The sequence below is a fragment of the Gardnerella sp. DNF00476 genome (assembly GCF_049262735.1).
In the GTDB taxonomy this organism is placed as follows: domain Bacteria; phylum Actinomycetota; class Actinomycetes; order Actinomycetales; family Bifidobacteriaceae; genus Bifidobacterium; species Bifidobacterium vaginale.
In genome coordinates this window covers 1,513,968-1,536,891 of the sequence record NZ_CP058401.1, presented here as the reverse complement: position 1 = coordinate 1,536,891, position 22,924 = coordinate 1,513,968, and the positions used below count along the sequence as shown (strand labels likewise).

Genomic DNA, 22,924 nt, shown 5'->3' with positions numbered 1-22,924 from the left:
ACTCTAGACACTAACCGATATTTATTCAGATTAGACTATATTTTCTATTTATTTTGATTATTTTTTTCTGTATTTTTTATGGCTTTATCGGAAATTTTACGACTATATGCATTATGTCTGCGATATTTACTTATTTTTATTGGCGATTTGCGGTTCATTGCACCAAAAAGCGTTAAATCAAACTTTACAGACATTAATCGCATCGCAACTACTAGCACAACAATAAGAGTATCTAAAATCATCTCTGTAATAACGTCAAAACATCCTGCACGTTGTGCTTTTACAACAAATACCGTCAAAACACACCCAACTGCAGCAGGAAGCGCATACCAATGCTTATCTCGAACAATTACAGGAACTTGATTCAAAACCATATCTCGAATTAATCCACCACCAAGAGCTGTAGCCATGCCTAAAAACACAGACGCCATTCCAGACATGTGAAAATCCAAGCCTTTAGCGGTACCATTTACAGCAAAAAGCCCCAATGCTAAAGCGTCAAGAGTTAACATAAGCCATTTCCACTCATCAATTTCTAGATGAGCGAAAGCAACAATAACACCCGAAGCAAGACCAGTAAAAACAAATCCCCTATCTGCAATTCCAACTGGCGGCAAAGCTCCAAGCAGAACGTCTCTAACAATTCCGCCACCCAATGCTGTAAGCCATGACGTTGTGATTATTGCAAAGATATCATAATTCTTGCGAATAGCCCACATTCCGCCAACCATTCCGCAGCAACCCATAGCAATGTATTCAACAACAAGGAAGAAAATGTTATCTCCTAAAGCCCCTTCCACAATATTTCCTTTCCAAGGTTAGTTAAACACTTAAAAAACAAAATCCGCCTAATAAGCCTATAACCAATTAAGCATACAATTAGCGCGCCACCTTTTATAAGATATAAAAAATGACGCGCCAAATACTAAAAACTCTAACGGATTTAAAACGACTTTTAAATAGCTCTTAAACAGCTTTTAACTAGTCGCACACCTTCCACATCCAGTTGTGAGTATCTTCAACATCTCCAAGCTGAATACCAAGCAATTCATCACGCAAAGCCTGAGTCAACTCACCAACTCCACCATCAGCAACCTTAAGATCGAAGTCATCTGACTTAAAGCGACCAATAGGCGTAATAATCGCAGCAGTTCCGCAGGCAAAGACTTCAGTGACCTCACCAGAGCGAATATCGTCAAGCAATCCCTGAAGTGGAATCATAGTTTCAACAACCTTGTGACCCGCTTCTTCTGCAAGCTGAATAATAGAACGACGTGTAACACCTGGAAGAATGCTACCAGTAAGAGATGGAGTTTCCAAATGACCATCCTTGTGCAAAACAAACACGTTCATTCCACCAAGCTCTTCCAAATAGGTCTTAGTTGCTGCATCAACGAAGCAAACCTGTTCGCAACCGTGTTCAATACCCTTGTATTCACCGAGCAAGGAAGCCGCATAATTTCCACCACACTTAGCAAAACCAGTACCACCAGGGCCAGTGCGGAACCACTGATCTTCAACCCAAATACTAACTGGCTTCAAGCCACCTTTAAAATATGGTCCTGACGGAGAAGCAATAACACAATATTCAACCTCATGAGCTTCTCGCACACCTAAGAACGGCTCGGAAGCAAACATGAACGGACGCATATAAAGAGTATATTCGCGTCGGCTTGGAACCCACTCTTTATCTCGCTTAACTAAGGCTGCAACAGATCCAATAAAATCGTCGATAGAAAGATCTGGCAAATACAAACGCTTCGCAGAATTCTGGAATCGTGCCGCATTAATATCTGGACGGAAAAGCCAGATGGATCCATCAGTTCGCTTGTATGCTTTTAAACCTTCAAAGCATTCTTGGGCATAATGCAACACAGAAGCACCTGGATCCATTTTTAATGGCCCATAAGGCTCAACACGTCTATCCGACCAGCCTTCTCCCTTGGTCCAAGACATATGGACCATATTGTCGGAGAAAATCTGACCAAAAGCAGGCTTATCAATCAGCTCTGCTCGCTTTGCATCCGAAACAGGATTATCGTTAGGCAAAACAGTAAAATTGCCAGCCAGTTTGTTCAACAGATCAGAATCACTATGATCGTAAGAATCATAGGCATTTTTAAAGTCTGGAGCAACCTCTAAATCAGCCATTATGTCTCTTTTCCTAATTTGCGATATTACTTGTATTTTTATTATTGCTTTTATTGCAATTAATGGTATAGATTAGTACGATTCTCGATTAACGCAAGACTGTAAACAGATATTTTTATAGAAAAAAGACTAATTAAACCAAAATTCTTACGAATTGCAACAAAAAATTAACATTAAATACGTAAAAAATAAACTCGCAGCGTAACATTTGTGCCTCTGGTGGGACTCGAACCCACAAGCCCGTAAGGGCGTCAGATTTTAAGTCTGATGCGTATGCCAATTCCGCCACGGAGGCAACAGACAATTATTATGCCATATAATACAATTAAAAACAACTCAGCGTGTGGCGAGAATTCTACGACCCAAATCTAACGTGATTCCATCTAGTAAGCCATGCTCACTAGCAACAAAAGTATCTAGAACTCCACCATGGTCTTCATATGCAGCTTTTGCAAGTCGTTCAAGCACACGACTCAACACAACTGCACCTCCACCAACAACATCAATCCTTCCAGGATGAATAGTGGTATAAGTACGCCTACGTTCTCTTGTCATATGCAAGAACCTGTCATTAACTGTATATGCCTGATCCAACGCGATTTTTACTCCATCAACAGCCTTATGGTCATAATGCTTTAATCCAATAGCAAGGGCTGCCATAGTTGTAACAGTGCCAGAAACACCAATAATCGTGCGAGCTTTACCAGCGTTAACATGCTTAAAAGCTTCATCTATATTCTTGTCAATATCTTTTATAGCACAAGAAATTTCTTCTTCTGTTGGAGGGTCTGTATGCAAGTGTCTCTCAGTCATTCTAACGGAACCAATATTCATTGAATACGCGGAATCCACTTTATCTTCCGCAATATTCACGCCGTCTCCACCAAGAACAATCTCAGTAGACCCACCACCTAAATCTACAACAACATAAGGGGCTTGCAAATCTTTTCTAGAAACAACACTTGTTGCTCCCAAAAAGCTCAAAGCAGCTTCTTCTGTTCCGCTAATAACTTCAGGGCGTACGCCAAGCTCATCAAACATCATCTGTTCAAAAATGTCTCTATTTAGCGCATCCCTAGTTGCAGATGTTGCTACAAAACGAATAGCATCTATTTTGTGTTCGCTAAGCACTTTTGCAAATTCTTTGGCAGCAGATTTAACTCTCTGCAAAGCATCTTCAGCAAACATATGCGTTTCGTCGATTCCCTGACCAAGCCTTACAACTCTAAGCATTCTAGGAACAACATCGCGCATACCATTAGCATTAACTTTTGCAATTTTTAATCTAATCGAATTCGTGCCACAGTCAATTGCAGCTACGCAAACCGATTTATTAGTTCCAATGATTGTATTGGTGCTAAAAGATTTTGTATTTAATAATTTCTCAGTCTCAATTTCATCAGCATCATCACTCCAAGGAGTAGTGCACTTACAAACATTAGGATCAAATTCATTTTTTACCTTGCTTAACACCATATCGCCAATAGGATTCACACCTTTGCCCATTACAAGACTTTGCGCAAGCAAGGCATGCAAACACTTAACACGAACAGGCATACCACCAGCACTCATATCTTTAATATGTTCTTCACTATCTTCTAATCGAATAGCTAATTCGTGACGAAACTCTAAATAGTATTTATGTGCCTGCTCATATTTTTTAACAATATCATTGTCATTATTCAATAAATTGTTGCATTCCTTCATAAAACCTTGTGCTTCAAGATGCGAAGCCGCTTTAACCGCTTCTGGACTTGTTAAGTAGCATGTAGTTGGAAAAGGAGTTCCATCTTCTAAGCATGGCCTTGTAATAACAGCAAGAGGACGTCCACAAGCGCATCTAGCTCCAACTGCAACCATTCCCCTTGGGAATCTTCCCAATTGACGTTTAACAATGTCTTTATCTGCATCACTTGCAGGGTTTTCCAACAAACTATCCACTAAGGATTGTATATTCAAATCCATGTTTTTAACTCCCCTATGCATTTGCATGATTTTAAAATAAAGTACTTTAATATTTTCTTACTACTGTCTACTTGTATTACTCTGTTTCTTATCTGTAGATTTTGACGATTTATTTTTCTGGTGCTTATTTTGCTGGCGACTTTTATCCATTTTATTATGCTTAGAAGTCTTATCCTTATTAGAATCGTTAACGTCATCGTCTTGAGATTTCATACTCATATCATCTGGCTTATCTGCTTTATGAAGTGAATAGAACAAATCACTATACCAAGGAAGAGCTTTTCTTTCCTCATACTGTGATTCATCTTTATTAAATGATTCTGGCACAACTCCTGTAACAGCTTCTGGGTGTTCAACTCTAACAGCCTGCTCTCCAGGGAATATGAATCCTAGCCTATCCCTAGCTTGTGCAGTAACATACGCTTTATCTTTCCAGCGATCAATATTATTATCCAACTCCTGTTTTTTGTCTTTTAGAGCAGCCTCATCTCTTTGCAAAGCGTGTAATTCAGCCAAGCTTAACGCATAATTTCGAATTGTTGAAACAAATTCTATAGAACAAAGAAACGCCACTACTATCATAAAAACAAATACGAACGAACCAGAAAACAGCCTTTTTTTCTTTGGCTGATTTGATTCATCAACTATACTTGTTGCCGTGCGGCGATTTCTCAAAACCATACTTCTAAGTTACTTTAAATATTCGACGTGTAAATACACCTTATATTTACTTTTAGTCTAAAAAATCATTATTACACAATATGAATAACATACACGCTAAAATACAAAAATTGTGACCAGCTATCCACATAGGAGCTGGTCACAAAATCATACTCAAAATTCTTTTAAAACTTAGATTCCCAACTATTCCATTTGAGCCTTGCTCAAAATCGTATCTGCAGAATGCTGCAACTTTTGCAACTCTTCTTCAGTCAAATCAAGCTTGCACTGCTCAATAATGCCATCTCGACCAACAATCGCTGGATAAGAAAGATAAGAATGATATTCTTCACGATAATTGGATACAGGCATCTGTTCTCTAGAATCCGTCATTACAGCATTCACTAAACGAACAGCTGCTGCAGAAATACCGTAGTTGGTATATTTCTTTCCATAGAACACAGTGAAACCGCCTTCGCGAGTTTCATCATCAACAGCATCCAAGTCAATGTTCTTTTCCTCAGCAAGATCAGTAATTGGCTGCTCTAACACTTTTACCGTAGACCATGCAACGAACTGTGAATCGCCGTGCTCACCTAAACTATAACCCTTAACTGCCTTAGGATGAACTCCGAAGAACTTTCCTACAGCACGATGCAAACGGGCAGAATCAAGAAGAGTGCCAGTACCAATAACTCTTTCGTATGGAAGTCCAGTAGCTTCCTTGTAGAGCTGGCAAATAGCATCACAAGGATTAGTGATATCTATCAAAACGCCATGGAATCCAGAAGCTTTAATTTTTGCACCAACTTCTGCAACCTCTTTACGGTTATACTTAAGCTCCGCAAAACGATCTGGATGAGGAACATCCAAAAGTTTTATATGACCCAATGCGCTTACGATTACTTCTACGTCTTTTAATGCTTCATAATCATTTACTGTAATATTAACGTTAAAAGGCACATTATCCATTGAATCTTCAAAATCAAGAGCATCAGCCTTAACTTTTGCTTCATTTGAATCATAAAGATACAAATCGTCAACGTGACCACCAATAATGAGCTGATGGGCTACTGCAGCACCAACATTACCCATGCCTATAACAGCGACTTTTCTCATATGAAACATCTCCTTCTGTTTTTAGTTTTTCATAAAAATAGCACTATTTTGGAGATAATGAAAGTAATTTTAGAAAAATTTTTTTAAAATTTTAAGAAATCATTGAAAATATACAAAAACGGTCAGCCACATTTTATTGCGACTGACCGAAAATAAACTTCAGATCAAAGCTTAAAAAGCTTAAACAAGTCTTATGAAGAACTTATAAAAGCCCTAGTATATTACTTCATATACTTCTTGCAAGCCTTGAATGCGCTGTAACCAGCATACTGAGCGGTAGAGCCAAGCTCTTCCTCAATCTCAAGCAAGCGGTTGTACTTAGCGATACGCTCACCACGAGCAGGAGCACCAGTCTTAATCTGACCAGTGTTCTTAGCAACAGCAAGATCAGAAATGGTTGTATCTGGGGTTTCACCAGAGCGGTGGGAAACCATAGAAGTAAAGCCATTCTTGGTTGCAAGCTCAATAGCGTCGAGGGTTTCGGTAACGGAACCAATCTGGTTCAACTTTACGAGCAAGGAATTAGCTGCTCCAAGCTCAATACCCTTAGCCAAACGCTTTGGATTGGTGACGAGCAAGTCATCGCCAACGAACTGCAAACGATCACCAAGACGCTTGGTGATTGCTGCCCAATCATCCCAGCCTTCTTCCTGGAATGGATCTTCGATGGAAACGATTGGATACTCGTTGATGAGCTTCTCGTAATAATCAAGCATGTAAGCAGATTCGCGCTCTTCGCCGTCGAAACGATACTTGCCAGTTTCCTTGTTGTAGAACTCAGAAGAAGCAACATCGAGGGAAATACCAATCTGCTTTCCTGGCTCGTAACCTGCAGCTTCGATTGCATCCATGATGTACTTCAAGGAATCTTCGTTGGACTTCATCTTTGGAGCGAAGCCACCTTCGTCACCAAGACCAGTAGCCAAGCCTTCCTTCTTCAAAACGTTCTTTAAGGTGTGATAAACCTCAACACCAGCGCGCAAAGCATCGCTGTAAGTTGCGAAACCGTATGGAGAAATCATGTATTCCTGAATATCAGTTGCAAAATCAGCGTGAGCGCCACCGTTCATGATGTTCATGTTTGGAACTGGAAGAATATGTCCGTTAGTTCCGCCGATGTAACGATACAATGGAAGCTCTGCAGATTCAGCAGCTGCATAAAGAGCAGCAAGAGAAACGCCAAGAATAGCATTTGCGCCAAGCTTACCCTTGTTTGGAGTGCCATCAAGCTCAATCATGGTTTCATCAAGAGCACGCTGGTCAGAGGCATCCATGCCAATAACCTTTGGAGCAATTACTTCATTAACAGCCTTAACTGCTTCCAAAGTACCCTTGCCCTGATAACGGGACTTGTCGCCATCACGACGCTCCCAAGCCTCAGCCTCACCAGTCGAAGCACCAGAAGGCACTAAGCCAATACCCTGAGCGCCATCTTCGGTCTCCAAATAAACCTGAACGGTAGGATTTCCACGAGAATCCAAAATTTCGCGTGCATATACGCTTTCAATAGCTGCCACAACTACTCCTTATTCATTTTGTTGGTTGTGTAACATATTCAAGATTAATGCGTTTTATGGACGTTATTTCGTAGCGTAAGTCGTTAAAGATACAAGCCTATATAATCTAAGCGTTTCGCGATTTGTCCATGCCTTTATACGATAATAACAAACTGACACGGGGTGCAATTATTTAATTGTAATTGCTGAGATTATACCCGTCGAACCTGATATAGCTAAAACTATCGAAGGGAATGTCGTTATGAATAACCTTTTTAGCGCGATTGCAAAACTGCATCATAAAGCTTTTATTTCTTTAAAAGCTTGGCTTTCTACTATAGCGATTCTTTTTTTATGGTTTTTAATAACCTTAACTCCTGCCGAAAATCGCGCTTTGCCATCTCCAAGCGAGGTAATAAAAGCATTTGTTGACTTAAACAACGAAGGAATATTACTACCGTCTCTTGCAATAAGCATATTTAGAGTTGTAGCTGGTCTTCTTTTAGGAATTGCTTTTGCTTTGCCATCTGGAATCATTTCTGGCGGAAGCAAAATAGGAGAATCAGTAATAAATAAACCAAGTCATATGCTCAGATCCATCCCATTCCCAGCATTAGCACCTTTATTGATCATTTTTCTCGGTGTGGACGAAATGATGAAAATAATGCTTATAGCGCTTGGTGTTTTTGGACCAATGTATGTCAATATTCGAGATGGAGTAAGGAACATTGACCCTAAACTAATAGAACTTGCAAAGGCTTATAACGTTAAAAAATCGACTGTTTTTACAACAATTTTTATGCGAGGAACACTAGCTAATTTTATGACAGGATTGCGATTTTCAATTTCCGTAGCATGGGTTGCTTTAGTTACTTGTGAAACAGTTAATTCTTCAATAGGAATCGGATATATTCTTTCTAGAGCTCAACAATTCTTTAGACCAGATCAAATGATGGCATGCATTATTTTATATGCGATTGCAGGACTTGGATCAGAAGTTACTGCAAACATATTCGAATATTGGCTTATGCCAGAACGCAGAGTAAATAGAGAATCTTAACAAAGAGTTGATTTTAGAAATTCACGTAAATAAAGTATCTCTAAAATCCTCTGTGAATTTTAGAGATACTTTTAACGATACTTTTAAAAATAAGTCAATTTTTATAAAAATTTAATCAACAAAATTTAATCAACAACCAAATAAACCAAATAAGAAAAACACAAAATAAAGGTAAAGGAGCCAAATCATGGCTAATTTCAAAATACAAATTGCTAGCAAACGCTCTATTGCAGCAATATGCGCTTTTTGCGCAACTATCGCTCTTGCATCTTGCGGCGGAGCTCAAAAACCTGCAAATAACTCCCAATCTTCTAGCAAAGATACGGGAATAATGAGGGTTGCTTATCTTTCTACAGCAAACTATTTAACAACGTTAAAAAATGAAAAATTCCTTCAGGAAGAATTTGGAAAAGCAAAAGTCACCTATACTGGACCATACACTCCAGTTGATGGTCTTACCGCAGTTATGAGCGGAAGCGCTGATGCAACAACTACTGGAACTGGACGATTTATTGATTTGATTGCAGAAGGTCAACCTTGGGTTGCATTTGCGCTCGAATATTACAATGGTGATTCTCAAGGAATCGTTGCATCCGCAAAAAGCGGCGCAAAAACACTAAAAGACTTATATGGAAAGAAAGTTGCTATTATTCACAACGGTGATACTGGCGATTACATGCTTCACCGCGCATTCGATAAAAGCGGATTAGACGTTTCTAAAGTGCATAAAGTAGAGATGAGCCCTAAGAACTTCCAAGCAGCATTTACATCTGGACAGATTGATGCAATTTCCTCATTCGATCAGAATCTTGCTGCAGCGATGACAACCCCTGGGTCAAAATTACTTGTTAACGCTAAAAAGTATGGCAACATGAATGTTACCATTCACATTGTTTCTAGAAAATTTGCTAAGAAGCATCCTGAGCTCGTTAAAAAAATGTATAACGCTCTTGTTCGCGAAGCTAATAAGTCACATAAAGAAAAGAATGTTATCGGGAATGCTTATAAGCAACTTGGAGCAAGCGATACAATCATTAAGCAGATTGAAAAATTCGATAATCCAACAATTAAGCCAATCGATAAGAAAGGCTTAGAAATGATGAAGGTTCAGGCAAAAGAATACGTAAAATATGGTTTAATTAAGCAAGCTCCAACAAACTTGGATGATTCCGTAATGGATTGCAGCAAGTAACCTAAACCTTTAAAATACGCTAAATAATTTTCAAAATCAAAACACAGTAGGAGTTAATATGAACATTCAAAACAATGAAAATAATGCTAATAATGTCAACAATTCCTACTGTGTTTCTTTAACGCATATTGAAGTAGCATTTGACGACACTTATAAGGTTTTGAAAGATATTAATTTAAACATTAAGCAAGGCGAGTTTGTCTCACTTATTGGCAGATCAGGTTGTGGAAAAACAACGCTTCTTAAAGTAATATCTGGTTTACTAAAACCTACAAGCGGCAGTATAAACGTTACAGACATGCAGGCTATAGGATTCCAAGATGCAAGATTAATCCCATGGCTAAAAATTGGTGAAAACGTTGTTTTTGGTCTTTCAGACAGTAAAAACAATCTTAAAAAACTTGCAAATAATGCTCTTAGCAAAATGCAATTAGAAGAATACGCCAATAAATGGCCTTCTCAACTTTCTGGCGGTCAAGCTCAACGCGTCTCTTTAGCTAGAGCATTAGTAAGAAACCCAGAGCTATTGCTTTTAGACGAACCTTTCGGCGCATTAGATGCTTTAACAAGACTAGACATGCAAGATCTTCTAGCTAAGCTAAGAACACAAAACGGCTGGAGCACAATCATGGTTACTCACGATATTGCGGAAGCTGTAAGATTATCAGATCGTATTCTAATGCTTCAAAATGGCGTAATATCAAGGCAATGGAATATCGATAGGAGCAGTGTTGATTCGCAAGGAAGACCTACAAATCATGTTTCTATTGAAGATGATTTAAGACTTGCCTTAAAGTGACATGTCCACTATTTAAAATTCACCTATTAATTTTTACCAATCAATGTCTTCTAAAAGTTGCTTAGCCCATTCGACTATCTCTTTTTCACTCATAGACGATGAATCCCCTAAAACAGACGCAAAAGGAGATGGAAAAATCATTGTGTGGGTTACAGGCTTAAACTGTGCTCCCCTGTAGATCCTACTCAAACGCATCCAAACAGATTGAGCTGGATCTACGCCAATAACGCGCACAGTTTTACCTTGCATGCTTATTTGATTAATACCCATTTGTTTAGCTTTAAAACGTAATCTTGCAACATCAAATAATGTTTGTAAGGATTTAGGAGGATTTCCATATCTATCGCTTAACTCATTGAAAATCTCTTTTAAGTCTTCATCATTCTGAGCCTCAGCAAGCTTCCTATAAGCTTCCAAACGTAATTTATCTGAATCAATATAAGATACTGGAATTGAGGCTTCTATTGGCAAATCAATAGAAACAGATATGGACTCTTTATGATCTGGTTCCTTATATTTTTCAACAGCTTCAGAGACCATCCGAACATATAAATCGAATCCGACTCCTTCAATATGCCCACTCTGAGCATCTCCAAGCAAATTGCCAGTTCCGCGCAATTCCAAATCCTTCATAGCAACATCAAAACCAGAGCCAAGAGCAGTATATTGAGCGATTGTTGCAAGCCTGTCGTGAGCCTGCTGAGTCATAGGCTTAGTAGGATCGTACAAAAAGTATGCGTATGCGCGCTCACGACCTCTTCCAACTCGCCCTCGTAATTGATGAAGCTGACTTAAACCGAATCTGTCAGCGTGATCTACAATAAGCGTATTTGCATTAGAAATATCTAATCCTGTTTCAATAATCGTAGTGCAAACAAGAACATCAATATCCCTATGCCAAAAATCACGAATAATAGTGTCAAGTTGCTTCTCACCCATTTTTCCGTGCGCAATCGCCACTCGAGCATCTGGCACAAGTTTTTGAATATTAGAGGCAATTTTACTAATATCTTCTACGCGATTATGAACGTAAAATACTTGTCCTCCACGCAATAATTCACGTTTAACACAGGCTGCAACTTGTGCATCTTCATATGCTCCAACATAAGTCAAGACTGGTAGACGATCTTCTGGAGGCGTAGCAAGCGTAGACATTTCACGAATACCCGTAACAGCCATTTCAAGCGTTCTAGGAATAGGTGTTGCAGAAAGGCTAAGCACATCTACATTTGTTCGTAGAGCTTTTAAAGTTTCTTTATGTTCAACACCAAAACGTTGTTCTTCGTCTATAATCACTAATCCTAAATCTTTAAATTTTATATTTGGATTTAAAAGTTTATGAGTTCCAACAACAACATCTACTTGCCCGGATTCTATTCCTTGCATTGTAGCGTCTATTTCTTTTGCACTCTGGAATCTGCTCATTGCGGCAACTGTTACAGGGAAGCCAGAAAAACGGTTAGTAAAAGTCTCGTAATGCTGCTGAACCAAAAGAGTGGTTGGCGCTAGAACAACTACTTGTTTACCGTCTTGAACAGCTTTAAATGCAGCTCGAACAGCAATTTCCGTTTTACCAAACCCAACATCTCCGCAAATCAACCTATCCATTGGAATTGGCTTCTGCATATCTTGTTTAACTTCGTCAATAGTAGTAAGCTGATCTGGCGTTTCTTGATACGGAAATGCATCTTCCAGCTCTTTTTGCCACGGAGTGTCAGAGCTGAAGGCAAAACCTTTAGTAGATGCTCTGGCTGAATATAACTTGATTAAATCCTCTGCAACTTCTTGAACATGCTTTTTAGCTTTTGCCTTTGTAGCAGCCCAATCTGATCCTCCAAGTTTGTTTAACTTTGGGATTTCAGCCCCAATATATTTGCTAACCAAGTCGAGTTGATCGGTTGGAATAAAAAGCTTGTCGGCAGGCGCATTACGTTTACTTGGCGCGTATTCAATTTCCAAGTATTCACGAGTAGCTTCTCCACTTGAGGTTTTTATATTTCGCTGCCTCATGCCTATAAATTTTCCGATTCCATGCTGATCGTGAACAACAAAATCGCCTGGTTTAAGATCTAGAAGGTCTATTGATTTTCGTCTTCTCCTAGGAGTTTTAAGCGCGCTTGCAGAAGATGTTTTTCCAGTCAAATCTCTTTCTGTAAGAATAGCGATCTTACTTTGTTCATCTATGAATCCGTCCACTATTTGCGACTGAATCGGTATAAAATCAAAAATTCCAGTTGATTGTATTGCGCGACTTAGTCTAGATAAGGTTCCATATGCGGATGCAATTATGTAAACTTTAAATCCGTTTGCTATAAGACCAGATATTCCACTAGAAATCTTTTCATTGTCTCCTCTAAATTCTTGAGGAGATTTAATGCTCAATTCTAGACGGCTATTTTTTACAATTTTATTTTCGCTAGATTCTTTAATATCTACGGTTGCTGGCGACTTATCAGATCCAAAACTCGTTAAATTTATTACCTGATGATTCTTATTTTCTAAGCTTGCTAAAGTTTCATCAAAATCAAGAAAACTCGCCTGATCGAATGTTATTGGAGCACCTGCTCCTCTACCAGATGCAGCTACATGCCAGCTTGCTGCCAAAAATTCATTAGCAGTTCTACTTAAATCTTGAGCTGCGCGCCTACATTTTTCTGGGTCAGAAATCAATATTATAGAATTTTTTGGAAGCAGATTTTCTACTGGTTCCATTTTGTCAACTAATGCTGGAAGCAACGACTCCATACCCTCTACTGGTATTGCATTCGATATGGATTCCAACATGTCGTCAGCATTTTGAATTTTACCAATCAAAGATTTTGCACGATTTTGAATATCTTTTGTAAGCTGTAATTCTCTACAAGCAGTAGCCCAAATACTATTAATATTCTCACCGTATGTGCGTTGATCAGATGCATGAAACTGCTTAATCGTGTCGATTTCGTCTCCAAAAAATTCGATTCTAACAGGATGATTCATCGTTGGAGAAAAAACATCTATTATTCCACCTCTAACTGCAAATTCTCCACGATTCATAACCAACTCAACGCGATTATATGAGTTTTCAACAAGACGTTTTACAGCAGAATCTATAGGAACTTCTTTACCACATTCAAAAACAAGAGGCTCCACGTCTGAAATATTTTCAACAACTGGCTGAATAATAGAACGAACTGGCATAACAAGCACACGAATTGGGCTAAACATTCTATTTTTGCCACTTTGAGGATGTTTTAATCTTCTAAAAACCGACATTCTACTTGCCACAGTGTCTGCTCTAGGAGAAAGACGCTCATGAGGAAGAGTCTCCCAAGCCTCGAGTTCGGCAATATCCTGAGGATCTCCATCATACCAATCGCGTATTGAAGAAACAGCGTCACTAGCATCTCTACCAGATGGAGTAATTAGTACAACAGGACTACTCTTTGATATTGCAGCTGCTATAGCAGGTCTAGAACCTAAAGGAGATGCTACAGTAAGCGGATTCGGAAAATCTAGCACGTTAGAAACTAAAGATTTAAACGCTTCATTTTTATCTAAAATATCTTTAAGTATATTTTCAAAAGAAACGTTAGAATTTATAAAATCTTTAGAATCTGACATATTGTTAGCAAAAAAATCAGATTTATTTGCCATTGAAATGCTCCTGAGTGGCGCTAAGCCCGCGGAAGATCACACTTTCTACTGCATCAGCACCATCTGCCAAAAAATTAGGAAGTTCAGATTTTTGCGCACCGGCAAAACCACCCAAAACCCAATTAACAGTATTATCATGCGCGTGCGCTCCGCGTTGAGCGTGCCCCACACCCATTCTCACACGAGCATATTGCGGAGTTCCAAGACTGCGATCAATAGAACGAATACCATTATGACCTCCAGCAGAACCGCCAGATTTTACTTTAATCCGACCAAAATCCAAATCCATATCGTCATGGATAATCACAATATGGTCAGTTTCAATCTGATAATACGAGCTTATTGACGAAACAGCAGCACCAGAATCGTTCATAAATGTGAGTGGCTTAGCGAGGAAAAACTTCGCCGATTTACCGTCTAAATTCATTACTCCCTTGCCTAATTTTGACAAACCCTTATGGTCGGAAAAAGATATTGACCAACGCTCACTTAACACGTCTGCAACCATAAAACCCATATTATGACGTGTACCTTCATACTTCGATCCAGGATTTCCAAGTCCTACAATCAGCCAAAAATCCGATGCCATAGCGCACACTCCAACTCATAAACTCAACAACGAAATGGGCGTACCGATTGAATACTACTTAAATACGTAGGCTCTCGATACGCCCTCATATACTGTGCACTATTCTACCAATAAGACGGTCATTGTTTAAATAATGCGGTTATTGTTTAAAACTTTCGCAAAAACTATTTTAAGAATTCGTCGGTGGATAATTCTTTAGCTTGAGGAGTTTTATGAGTTACCTTACCTTTTGCATCAGTGTAAGCTCCTCCTTGGCTTAAGAAGTTAAAGTAGTCTTGAGCACCTTTAACATCACTTGTACCAAACACAAACTTTCCACTTTTAATATCTGCGTGGTTTCCCCAATACTGACCATCGACGATCAGTTTCATGCTGCGTTTAACAAATTTTGGATTAAGATTTGCATCTTTAGCTTCTTTAACCAAAATGTCAGATGCTTCATCTGGGTGTGAATACGCGTATTCATACCCACGCTTTGCAGCTTTAACGAATGCGCGAACAAGCTTAGGATCACGTTTAATTGTTCGCTTATTAGTAATAATACCAATCGTATCTGGCTGACCAGGAACTCCATAATCTCTAGACCTAAAACAACGAAGCTTAGGACCGAACATATCTGCTTGGACACCTTCCCAAGTCGCATAAAACCCACCAAAATCTGCTTTTCCAGATTCAAGAGTACGGAAAGTTGAGGTTCCAACAGTAACTTTATCGAATTTACCCTTGCCGCCATCATGCTGAATCATTCTGTTAATTACAACATCACTTTCTGCAGCACCAAAAGACGCGTAAGTTTTTCCATCAAAATCTTTAGGAGAATGAATCTTATTGTTTTTAGCAAGAGCACACCAGATTGCACTTGGTTTTTGCTGCACTTGCATAACCTGCTCAAGATTAGCTCCCTTTGTAGAAGAATCAGCAACATTAGTTAATGTAGTAAGAGCAAAATCAGCTGCACCACTGTCTACAGCATGTTCAGAACCAGTTGGAGCAACAGCAAGCAAATCTACATCTAATCCTGCATCCTTAAACCAACCTTTATGCTTTGCAACATAGATACCAATATGATTCGTATCTGGTGCCCAAAAAAGCATAAAAGATACTTTACGAAGATTCGAATTTTGATTATTATCCTCAAATCCACATGCAGAAAGAGATAATACACAAAATGCAGAAAGAATAAACGCAAGACCACGCTTTAAAACACGCATATTCATGAGTTCCCTACTTTGTTTTTACTTACCATTTTCTGGGAAATGCAGCACAGACTTGGCAGAAAACGGTATCAAGGGCCTAGCCCGCGCCGTTCAATGCCCCCTATCAAGCTAAGAGTTTGACTAGGTTTGCCACACATTGACTCACGAAACATTTTGATTATGCACGATTCAATCGACAAATTAATAATCATGTTACAAACATAAGATTCTGATAGAATACACGTGCTATTCTTATTTCTGAATTTATGCGATTGGGGCAGCAGTCGCTATTTTTATGTCACTAGTTTAATATTCAAGAAAAGGATTGAAAATAAATGACGCAATCGCGTTTAAAGACTACGCTTGCAAAGTGTCTGCCAACTGTAATATCAATAGCAATTGTGCTGGTTCTATGGCAATTTGCTTGCCAACACTATAATATATCGCCAAATCTTATTCCTACACCAACTTCTATTGCTCAAGACACAATTGAATCATTCCCTACTTTATTGCCTGCTGCACTAATAACAACTCAAGAAACAGTTATTGGCTTTGCACTAGCAATAATATGCGGAATTCTTCTGGGCGTATTTTTCCACGTTTCTAAGCTAGTTAAGTCTGCTTTATTCCCATTACTGTGCGCGGCTCAAACTATGCCTTTAATTTCTATTGCACCAATTTTCTTGATTTGGTTTGGATTTGAAATGTCTGGGAAAATAGTAATAGTAATGATTTTTAGTATGTTTCCTATTGCTGTTCAAACTGTTCGAGGATTAGACGCAGTTCCTAGTTTTTATACCGATGTTGCATTAACTTGTGGAGCTAATGCTACTTGGACTTTGTGGCATGTTAAGTTGCGCGTAGCGGCTAGGCAAATTTTCGGAGGAATTAAAATTAGCGCAGCATATGTTTTGGGAACAGCTGCTACAGCAGAATATTTAGGAGCTAGAAACGGCTTGGGTATTTGGCTTCAATCCGCATATAACTCTTTTAGAACTCCACTTATTTTTTCAGCAACTATAGCAATAATAATTCTTACAGCTTTTCTAATGCTTGTTATAAATACAGCTGAAAAACTTCTTCTAGGTCCTGTGGAAGACGATGAAGATCCAGATAATCAACTGTAAAACTGATATATAAAATTAATGCCGAGCATAATGTAATCGATTATGTTCGGCATTAATTTTTATTGTTCCAAAACTGTCTTCTAATTCTACTTAACAGCTTCTTCACTCATTGCATCATTAATAGCATCGCTAAGCTCTTTTTGAGCCTTTCCATATGCTTGCCAATTCCCTGATCTCATTGCAGAATCAGAATCCTTCAATGCTTGAGCTGCTCGTTTAAGTGCAATCCTAGCTTTTTCACTAATAGAATTAGATTTTGCAGGTGCATTTGCACTATTTTTAGCATCGCTCTTATTGGAATTATTTGCATTGTTTTTATTGGAGACATTTTCATTTGAGCCAGAATTATTGGAAGCATCGCCAGCGTTTGCGCCAGAGTTTCCTCCAAACACTTGGTTTAATGCTTCATCCAAAGTGTCAGCAAATCCAACTTGATCTCCAAAAGCAACCAATACTTTCTTAAGCAATGGGTAGCTCGTAGAACCGCTAGATTGTACGTAAACAGGCTCTACGTAAACCAATCCTCCACCAAGAGGCAATGTAAGCAAGTTTCCACGCTTAACTTTGGTTGAGCCAGATTCAAGCAAATTCAACTCTTTAGAAACATTTGCATTAGCGTTAAAGTTGTTTTGAGCTTGACCAGGACCTGGAACATTGGAAACTTTAGGCAACTCTTGAAGTCTTAGTTTGCCATAATTTTCGCTTACTTTTCCAGCAACATTTCCAGCATCCGAATCTACAGACAAGAATCCAGTTAGGATTTCTCGAGTGATTTTTCCAGCAGGAATATATGTGGAAACAAGCGAAAATACTGGCTTGTTGGCCCCTCTGGTTTGCAAAGTCAAATAGTATGGAGGCTGCAAAATATCTTCTCGCTGAAGACTTTGAGATTCTGTAGGATCTACTGGAGTCTGCCAGAAGTCCTCTCCCGAGAAGAACTGGCTTGCGCTATCAACATGATACTTTGCAAGCAAATGCCTTTGCACTTTAAACAAGCTTTCTGGGTATCGAATATGACTCATCAAATCGCCAGAAATCTTAGAAATATCGTGATAATGACCTGGGAATATTGATCTCCAAGCCTTAATCACAGGGTCCTTTTTATCCCAAACATACAAATCAACCGAACCGTCGTAAGCATCAACAGTAGCTTTAACTGAATTGCGAATATAGTTTGCTCGCTGATTCGTTAAGCCTTTAATAGAACGAGATGTTGTGGTTGTAGAATCCTGAGTCACCTGACCAAAATCAGTCATTTGCGAATATGGGTAAGAATCGGACGTTGTGTATCCGTCAACAATCCACTTAACTCGTCCGTCAACAACCGCTGGGTAAACGCGTCCATCTAAAGTCAAGTATGGAGCAACTTTAGAAACGCGAGTCTTAGGATCACGATCATACAAAATCTGCGAATCAGAAGTAACTCTATCAGAGAACAGAATCTGATCTGACTCAAAACGAATAGCGTGCAACAACCTAGAGAAGAAGTTTCCTACTCTTGGTCCACCATTTCCCTTAAACGTTGTTAAAGCGCCATTTGAACCAGTTGGATAATCAAATTCCCAAGGAGCAGTGCCTTTTGGAGAACCAACAATAGAATACTTTGGAGCGTTTGGCGAGAAGTAAATACGCGGCTCATACTTCTTCAACTTTGTAAGCTTTCCTTGAGTTGGAATTCCATATTCCATAAATTGCGGCTGACCATCTGCAGTAACCTTATTTCCGTATGCTGCAACCACGCCATATCCGTGCGTGTAAACAGTATGGTCATTAACCCAATTTCGATTATCGTTTCCAGCTAAATCAAGCTCTCTTGCAGCAATAACCGTGTCTTGACTCACGCCATCAATGTCATACTTATCTACAGAAAGAGTATCTGCAAAAGTATAGTATTGCTTAGATTGCTGCAATTGGCGGAATGTTGGAGAAGTAACTTGAGGGTCTAAAAGCCTGATTTGTGCAGTAGACTCCGCTTCTTTTGCAAGCGCTCCAGACTTTCCTTCCGAAGTAGCGTTATACGATTCTTTTTTAACATTATTTAAGCCATACGCAAACTTAGTTGCATCAATATTTCGCTGAATATAAGTGGCTTCTAATTCTTGAGCATTCGGTGCTACTTTAAAACGTTGCAAAAGAGCAGGCCAAGCAAAAGACAACACCATAGCGCATGCAACAAGAGACGCAACAGCTACAGCAGGTGTGCGCCAAGCTTTAACAGCTACAACAAATCGCGTGCCAATTTTTACATTTCCATTAAGAGCATGAGATTTTAGCAACCACGCTGTTATAACAATTCCAACAATTAGTGTTATTACAGCCATTGCAATGCTGGAAGGAACACCAGCATTCATATCTGTGTAAGATCCGCCAGTAATCTTAGAACCATCCAAATTTACAATCGCAAACACATCTAAGATTTGCAAAACGGACCAGAAAATAATAACGAGCATAAACCACGCAGAAATTTGACGCCTTGCGCTTTTAGTTATGCTAAAAATGCCCTTGCCGCCAACAGGAAGCGTAATTCTTACAGCTCCCATCAAAGCGTTTGTTATAACGCTAAATAGCAAAGAAACAGCAAGAAGAACAATAAACGCTCTTGTAAAAAGACGCAATCCTGGCAAAACAAACACATAGAATCCGTTATCAAATCCAAATTGCGGATCTTTAATACCAAATGATTGGTAGTTAAACATAAGCAGAATTTGCACCCAATGATTGTAGAATTGCATTCCAAACACAGCGCCTACAATCAAAGACACAACTCCTGCAACATGCATTGCAAGCTTAGAGCTTATTCCCTTTTTAGTGTCTAAAATATTGCCTTTTTCTTTAACATATACGCCATCTTCGCTTCCAGGACGTTTTTTAATCGCAATATATGCAGACAAATACCCAAATGCAGCCATAAGCAGAGCGTACAAAGCCCAAACGCCGATTTTAGCGGCTAGTTGAATCCAGATTACGCTCTCGAATCCAAGTTGTGCATACCACATGCAATCTGTAATAAAAGTAGAAAAACCAAAAATAATTGAGCATATAAACGCTATTGCTACTACTATTGCAACAATAGCCCAACGCCATTTTCTTGATTTTCCAACAAACTTATTTACATCAAAATCTATTCTCATATAGCGATTATTCTCCTTACTGTTTGAGCTTTTATTATCGCTTTTATTGCTTTTACTATTATCGCTAATATTGCTAGTATTGCTTTCGCTATCTTCGCTAATATCGCTATTTTTTGGCAAATCGCCTTCGTTTTCTAGTTTTTTCTTAGCTTCTAATAGATCACTAAAGAGGTCACCGATGTCACCATCGTCACTATCTGCCCAATCTCCTATTTTTTTTGCAAACTTTGAAAAAGTCTTATCTTTGTTTTCACTATTAGACTCATTTTTAGAAGCATCTTTAGCAACAATATTTGTATTGCTATTATCTTCATCAATGCTTTCTATAACTACATCTTGATCGCTGGAATCATCCGCAGAAGCATCGGAAGAAGTATCGGCAAAATCATTATTTTGATTGCTCTTTTTCTTTCCATCGCTTGAATAATCGGAACGCTTATTCACTTTAGTGTTTTTAGGTTTTTTAGCCATATACGCGCCAAAAGCAACCCATGCAATGCCAATGATTATTTCTATGATGACTTTCAACATAAGGATAATAGTACTATACTAATTACTCCTAATCTACGTGTTGTGTTTGTTGTGTAATCAAAAATAATTACAAAAAAGCGCGCTCACAAAGTAGCGAACGCGCCTAATTTTATTAAATTAAATCATGTAAGCATTTAAGCTAAGCAACATCTGGATCGTCTTTAGCGATTGTTCCAGTGAGCTTACCAATTGCTTTCATTACGTGGTAAACAACCAACACAACAACAGTGCCGATTGCAATACCGTTAAACTGAATTCCAGAAACAGCAAATTGGAAGTTAGCAATGCCAATAATCATAACGATTGCAGCAATCATAATGTTAACTGGCTTATCGAAGTTCACTTTGTTCTCTACCCAAATGCGCACGCCGATCATGCCAATCATGCCGTAAAGCAAGGTGGTTACGCCGCCCAAAACGCCTGCTGGAATGGAGTTTACAATTGCACCAAACTTTGGGCAGAGGCTTAATACGAATGCGAAGAATGCAGCGCACCAATAAGCGGCAGTAGAATACACTTTTGTTGCAGCCATAACGCCAATGTTTTCGCCATATGTTGTAGTACCGCAGCCGCCAAAGCACCCAGCAATTGCAGTACCTAAGCCGTCTGCAAACAAAGCGGTACCAATCTTGGAATCGTAGTCACGACCAGTCATCTGAGCTACAGACTTAACATGACCAACGTTTTCTGCAATAAGAACGAGCACAACTGGCAAGAACATAAGCAAAACAGAGAAGTCGACTTGCGGAGTGTGGAACTTAGGGAAGCCAATCCAAGAAGCTTGCTCAATCTTACTAAAGTCAACTTGACCCTGGAAGCATGCGTAAGCGTAGCCAACAAGAACGCCAAGCAAAATGTTTAAACGTCCAAGAAGACCGCGGAAAATTACTGCAATAAGCATAACTGCAACCAAAGTTACTAAAGCAGTATCTGGCGCCTTTTGGAAATTGCCCCAAACAGCTGGACCCAAGTTAAAGCCAATGATTGCAACGATTGCACCGTTAACAACAGGAGGCATAATAATGTCAATCCACTTTGCTCCTGCAAAATGCACAAGCACACCGATTAAAGCAAGAAGAATACCTGTGCACATAATGCCAAAGCTTGCTACAGCAATACCTTTATGCGCAGCAGTTACAGCCATAACAGGTGCTATAAGACCAAAAGAGCTTCCTAAATAACTAGGAAGCTTATTTGCGTTAATCAACAAGAACAGTGCTGTGGAAAGAGCCGTGAACATTAAAGTAGTAGACGGATCAAAGCCTGTAAGAATTGGCACTAAGAATGTTGCGCCAAACATAGCAATAACATGCTGAGCGCCAATACCAGCAGTACGAGTCCAAGTTAGACGCTCATCTGGCTCTACTACTTCTCCTGGCTTCAAAGTTTTTCCGTCACCATGAAGCTGCCATGTAAACAACGATTTCATCGTTTTCTCCTTGTGTAAAACGAGTTCGTATATATGTTTGTAGTCGAACAACTACAAAAAACAAGCGCCAGCTTAAAAAAAAAAAAACAAGCACTACTCGAGCGCAGGTTTGGCAGCTTCCGCAGAGGTCGCCATCAACCGCCGCCCCTTAGCCAAATGGTCATTCTAATGTACTAATCATAAAGTGTCGAGGCAATTTTAAAAATAACAAATTTACATGTGATTTTCATTGAAATATCAAGGAAAATCGGTGTGTCGAAAACAGATAAAACACAACTAATTAATACTAATAAAAGTTTATACTTATAAACTTTTGCTTACGTATTAAATCTGATTATTACAATCTTAATTTTGCAAAACATTTTGAATGTAATCTTTTAACACAATTGCATGATTTATACGCAGATCTTTCGCGCCATATAAAAACGTTACTTTTTTATTTTTTCTACATATATCTACGATTTGGTTTACACAATCTTGATTCTCGTCTAGCTCTTCAATATAACGATTAGCAAATTCTTCGAAACGCTCAGACTTATGCCCAAACCATTTTCGCAAATCACTTGATGGAGCAATATCTTTACACCACAAATCAAGATTTGCCTTTTCTTTACTTATTCCTCTAGGCCACAATCTATCTACTAATACTCGTAAGCCATCATGTTCATCAGATGATTCATAAATGCGTTTAACTTGAATATTAATATTGCACATAATTACCTCTTTAACTACATATAATGATTACACAATTATGATTTTTTTCAACAAGATTTAATTAATCACAATCCGAATGAAACTAATACAAGACTACGATAGATTTTTATCGAATATGTTTTATTATGT

Annotated in this window: 16 protein-coding genes, 1 tRNA gene and 1 riboswitch; of the genes, 4 read left to right on the top strand and 13 right to left on the bottom strand. The window is 38.8% G+C overall.

Translation table 11 applies throughout. From position 1 onward, the window contains the following. Nucleotides 1–44 precede the first annotated feature (44 nt). The 7 genes from HXT25_RS06145 to eno all read right to left on the bottom strand — a co-directional run bounded on the left by HXT25_RS06145 (nt 45) and on the right by eno (nt 7,412). On the bottom strand, nt 45–800 hold the full coding sequence (locus HXT25_RS06145) for a trimeric intracellular cation channel family protein (RefSeq protein ID WP_004111813.1): 756 nt from the start codon (nt 798–800) through the stop codon (nt 45–47). 181 nt (nt 801–981) lie between these two features. Then, the gene (locus HXT25_RS06140; protein WP_004111815.1) at nt 982–2,151 is read right to left on the bottom strand and encodes a branched-chain amino acid aminotransferase; all 1,170 of its coding nucleotides are present in this window, start codon (nt 2,149–2,151) and stop codon (nt 982–984) included. A gap of 211 nt (nt 2,152–2,362) precedes the next feature. Then, a tRNA-Leu gene (locus HXT25_RS06135) sits at nt 2,363–2,446 on the bottom strand. A 41-nt stretch (nt 2,447–2,487) separates the two neighbouring features. Next, nucleotides 2,488–4,116 (bottom strand): DUF501 domain-containing protein, encoded by a 1,629-nt coding sequence (locus HXT25_RS06130; RefSeq protein ID WP_410314038.1) that lies wholly within the window; start codon nt 4,114–4,116, stop codon nt 2,488–2,490. Between the two features lie 60 nt (nt 4,117–4,176). Then, nucleotides 4,177–4,797 carry an FtsB family cell division protein gene (locus tag HXT25_RS06125; protein ID WP_065189781.1) on the bottom strand — a complete coding sequence of 207 codons (621 nt, stop codon included), beginning with the start codon at nt 4,795–4,797 and terminating at the stop codon, nt 4,177–4,179. Nucleotides 4,798–4,980: 183 nt separating this feature from the next. After that, nucleotides 4,981–5,895 (bottom strand): L-lactate dehydrogenase, encoded by a 915-nt coding sequence (locus tag HXT25_RS06120; protein ID WP_065189591.1) that lies wholly within the window; start codon nt 5,893–5,895, stop codon nt 4,981–4,983. A 221-nt stretch (nt 5,896–6,116) separates the two neighbouring features. Next, nucleotides 6,117–7,412: a phosphopyruvate hydratase gene (gene eno, locus HXT25_RS06115; RefSeq protein ID WP_004111823.1), complete on the bottom strand. Its 1,296-nt coding sequence runs from the start codon at nt 7,410–7,412 to the stop codon at nt 6,117–6,119. Between the two features lie 148 nt (nt 7,413–7,560). Then, a riboswitch (TPP riboswitch) is annotated at nt 7,561–7,663 on the top strand. Between eno and HXT25_RS06110 the strand changes: the two genes are divergently transcribed. The 3 genes from HXT25_RS06110 (at nt 7,654) to HXT25_RS06100 (ending at nt 10,442) form a co-directional block, all read left to right on the top strand. Beyond that, entirely contained in the window at nt 7,654–8,451 is a 798-nt protein-coding gene (locus HXT25_RS06110) for an ABC transporter permease (protein ID WP_004111824.1), read from the top strand. It overlaps the preceding riboswitch by 10 nt. Nucleotides 8,452–8,638: 187 nt before the next feature. Then, nucleotides 8,639–9,643, top strand: coding sequence for an ABC transporter substrate-binding protein (locus HXT25_RS06105; protein ID WP_004111826.1), 1,005 nt, complete (start codon nt 8,639–8,641; stop codon nt 9,641–9,643). Nucleotides 9,644–9,701: 58 nt separating this feature from the next. Beyond that, nucleotides 9,702–10,442 (top strand): ABC transporter ATP-binding protein, encoded by a 741-nt coding sequence (locus HXT25_RS06100; RefSeq protein ID WP_004111829.1) that lies wholly within the window; start codon nt 9,702–9,704, stop codon nt 10,440–10,442. Nucleotides 10,443–10,475: 33 nt separating this feature from the next. On the opposite strand, the gene mfd is transcribed toward HXT25_RS06100, so the two are convergent. The 3 genes from mfd to HXT25_RS06085 form a co-directional block, all read right to left on the bottom strand. After that, complete coding sequence (gene mfd, locus HXT25_RS06095) at nt 10,476–14,078, bottom strand: transcription-repair coupling factor (RefSeq protein WP_004117972.1); 3,603 nt, start codon at nt 14,076–14,078, stop codon at nt 10,476–10,478. Next, complete coding sequence (gene pth, locus HXT25_RS06090; protein ID WP_004111835.1) at nt 14,068–14,667, bottom strand: aminoacyl-tRNA hydrolase; 600 nt, start codon at nt 14,665–14,667, stop codon at nt 14,068–14,070. The genes mfd and pth overlap by 11 nt, the downstream gene beginning before the upstream one ends. 164 nt (nt 14,668–14,831) lie before the next feature. After that, complete coding sequence (locus tag HXT25_RS06085) at nt 14,832–15,884, bottom strand: ABC transporter substrate-binding protein (RefSeq protein ID WP_004111836.1); 1,053 nt, start codon at nt 15,882–15,884, stop codon at nt 14,832–14,834. Between the two features lie 314 nt (nt 15,885–16,198). On the opposite strand from HXT25_RS06085, the gene HXT25_RS06080 reads away from it, so the two are divergent. Continuing rightward, nucleotides 16,199–16,990, top strand: a complete 792-nt coding sequence (locus HXT25_RS06080) for an ABC transporter permease (protein WP_116772896.1) — start codon at nt 16,199–16,201, stop codon at nt 16,988–16,990. 86 nt (nt 16,991–17,076) lie between these two features. Here HXT25_RS06080 and HXT25_RS06075 read toward each other — a convergent pair whose 3' ends face one another. The 3 genes from HXT25_RS06075 to HXT25_RS06065 form a co-directional block, all read right to left on the bottom strand. Then, nucleotides 17,077–20,652: a UPF0182 family protein gene (locus tag HXT25_RS06075; protein WP_415698089.1), complete on the bottom strand. Its 3,576-nt coding sequence runs from the start codon at nt 20,650–20,652 to the stop codon at nt 17,077–17,079. Nucleotides 20,653–20,791: 139 nt separating this feature from the next. After that, on the bottom strand, nt 20,792–22,081 hold the full coding sequence (locus tag HXT25_RS06070) for a uracil-xanthine permease family protein (protein WP_116692138.1): 1,290 nt from the start codon (nt 22,079–22,081) through the stop codon (nt 20,792–20,794). A gap of 345 nt (nt 22,082–22,426) precedes the next feature. Then, nucleotides 22,427–22,795 carry a DUF488 domain-containing protein gene (locus tag HXT25_RS06065; protein WP_004138317.1) on the bottom strand — a complete coding sequence of 123 codons (369 nt, stop codon included), beginning with the start codon at nt 22,793–22,795 and terminating at the stop codon, nt 22,427–22,429. Nucleotides 22,796–22,924 lie beyond the last annotated feature (129 nt).

Excerpts from the sequence above, each read along its gene's own strand:
- HXT25_RS06140 (WP_004111815.1), bottom strand. The coding sequence starts at position 2,151 with ATGGCTGATTTAGAGGTTGCTCCAGACTTTAAAAATGCCTATGATTCT.
- HXT25_RS06120 (WP_065189591.1), bottom strand. The coding sequence starts at position 5,895 with ATGAGAAAAGTCGCTGTTATAGGCATGGGTAATGTTGGTGCTGCAGTA.
- mfd (WP_004117972.1), bottom strand. The coding sequence starts at position 14,078 with ATGGCAAATAAATCTGATTTTTTTGCTAACAATATGTCAGATTCTAAA.
- HXT25_RS06065 (WP_004138317.1), bottom strand. The coding sequence starts at position 22,795 with ATGTGCAATATTAATATTCAAGTTAAACGCATTTATGAATCATCTGAT.
- HXT25_RS06085 (WP_004111836.1), bottom strand. The coding sequence starts at position 15,884 with ATGAATATGCGTGTTTTAAAGCGTGGTCTTGCGTTTATTCTTTCTGCA.
- HXT25_RS06105 (WP_004111826.1), top strand. The coding sequence starts at position 8,639 with ATGGCTAATTTCAAAATACAAATTGCTAGCAAACGCTCTATTGCAGCA.
- HXT25_RS06070 (WP_116692138.1), bottom strand. The coding sequence starts at position 22,081 with ATGAAATCGTTGTTTACATGGCAGCTTCATGGTGACGGAAAAACTTTG.
- HXT25_RS06110 (WP_004111824.1), top strand. The coding sequence starts at position 7,654 with ATGAATAACCTTTTTAGCGCGATTGCAAAACTGCATCATAAAGCTTTT.
- HXT25_RS06130 (WP_410314038.1), bottom strand. The coding sequence starts at position 4,116 with ATGGATTTGAATATACAATCCTTAGTGGATAGTTTGTTGGAAAACCCT.
- HXT25_RS06080 (WP_116772896.1), top strand. The coding sequence starts at position 16,199 with ATGACGCAATCGCGTTTAAAGACTACGCTTGCAAAGTGTCTGCCAACT.
- HXT25_RS06125 (WP_065189781.1), bottom strand. The coding sequence starts at position 4,797 with ATGGTTTTGAGAAATCGCCGCACGGCAACAAGTATAGTTGATGAATCA.
- HXT25_RS06100 (WP_004111829.1), top strand. The coding sequence starts at position 9,702 with ATGAACATTCAAAACAATGAAAATAATGCTAATAATGTCAACAATTCC.
- HXT25_RS06075 (WP_415698089.1), bottom strand. The coding sequence starts at position 20,652 with ATGTTGAAAGTCATCATAGAAATAATCATTGGCATTGCATGGGTTGCT.
- pth (WP_004111835.1), bottom strand. The coding sequence starts at position 14,667 with ATGGCATCGGATTTTTGGCTGATTGTAGGACTTGGAAATCCTGGATCG.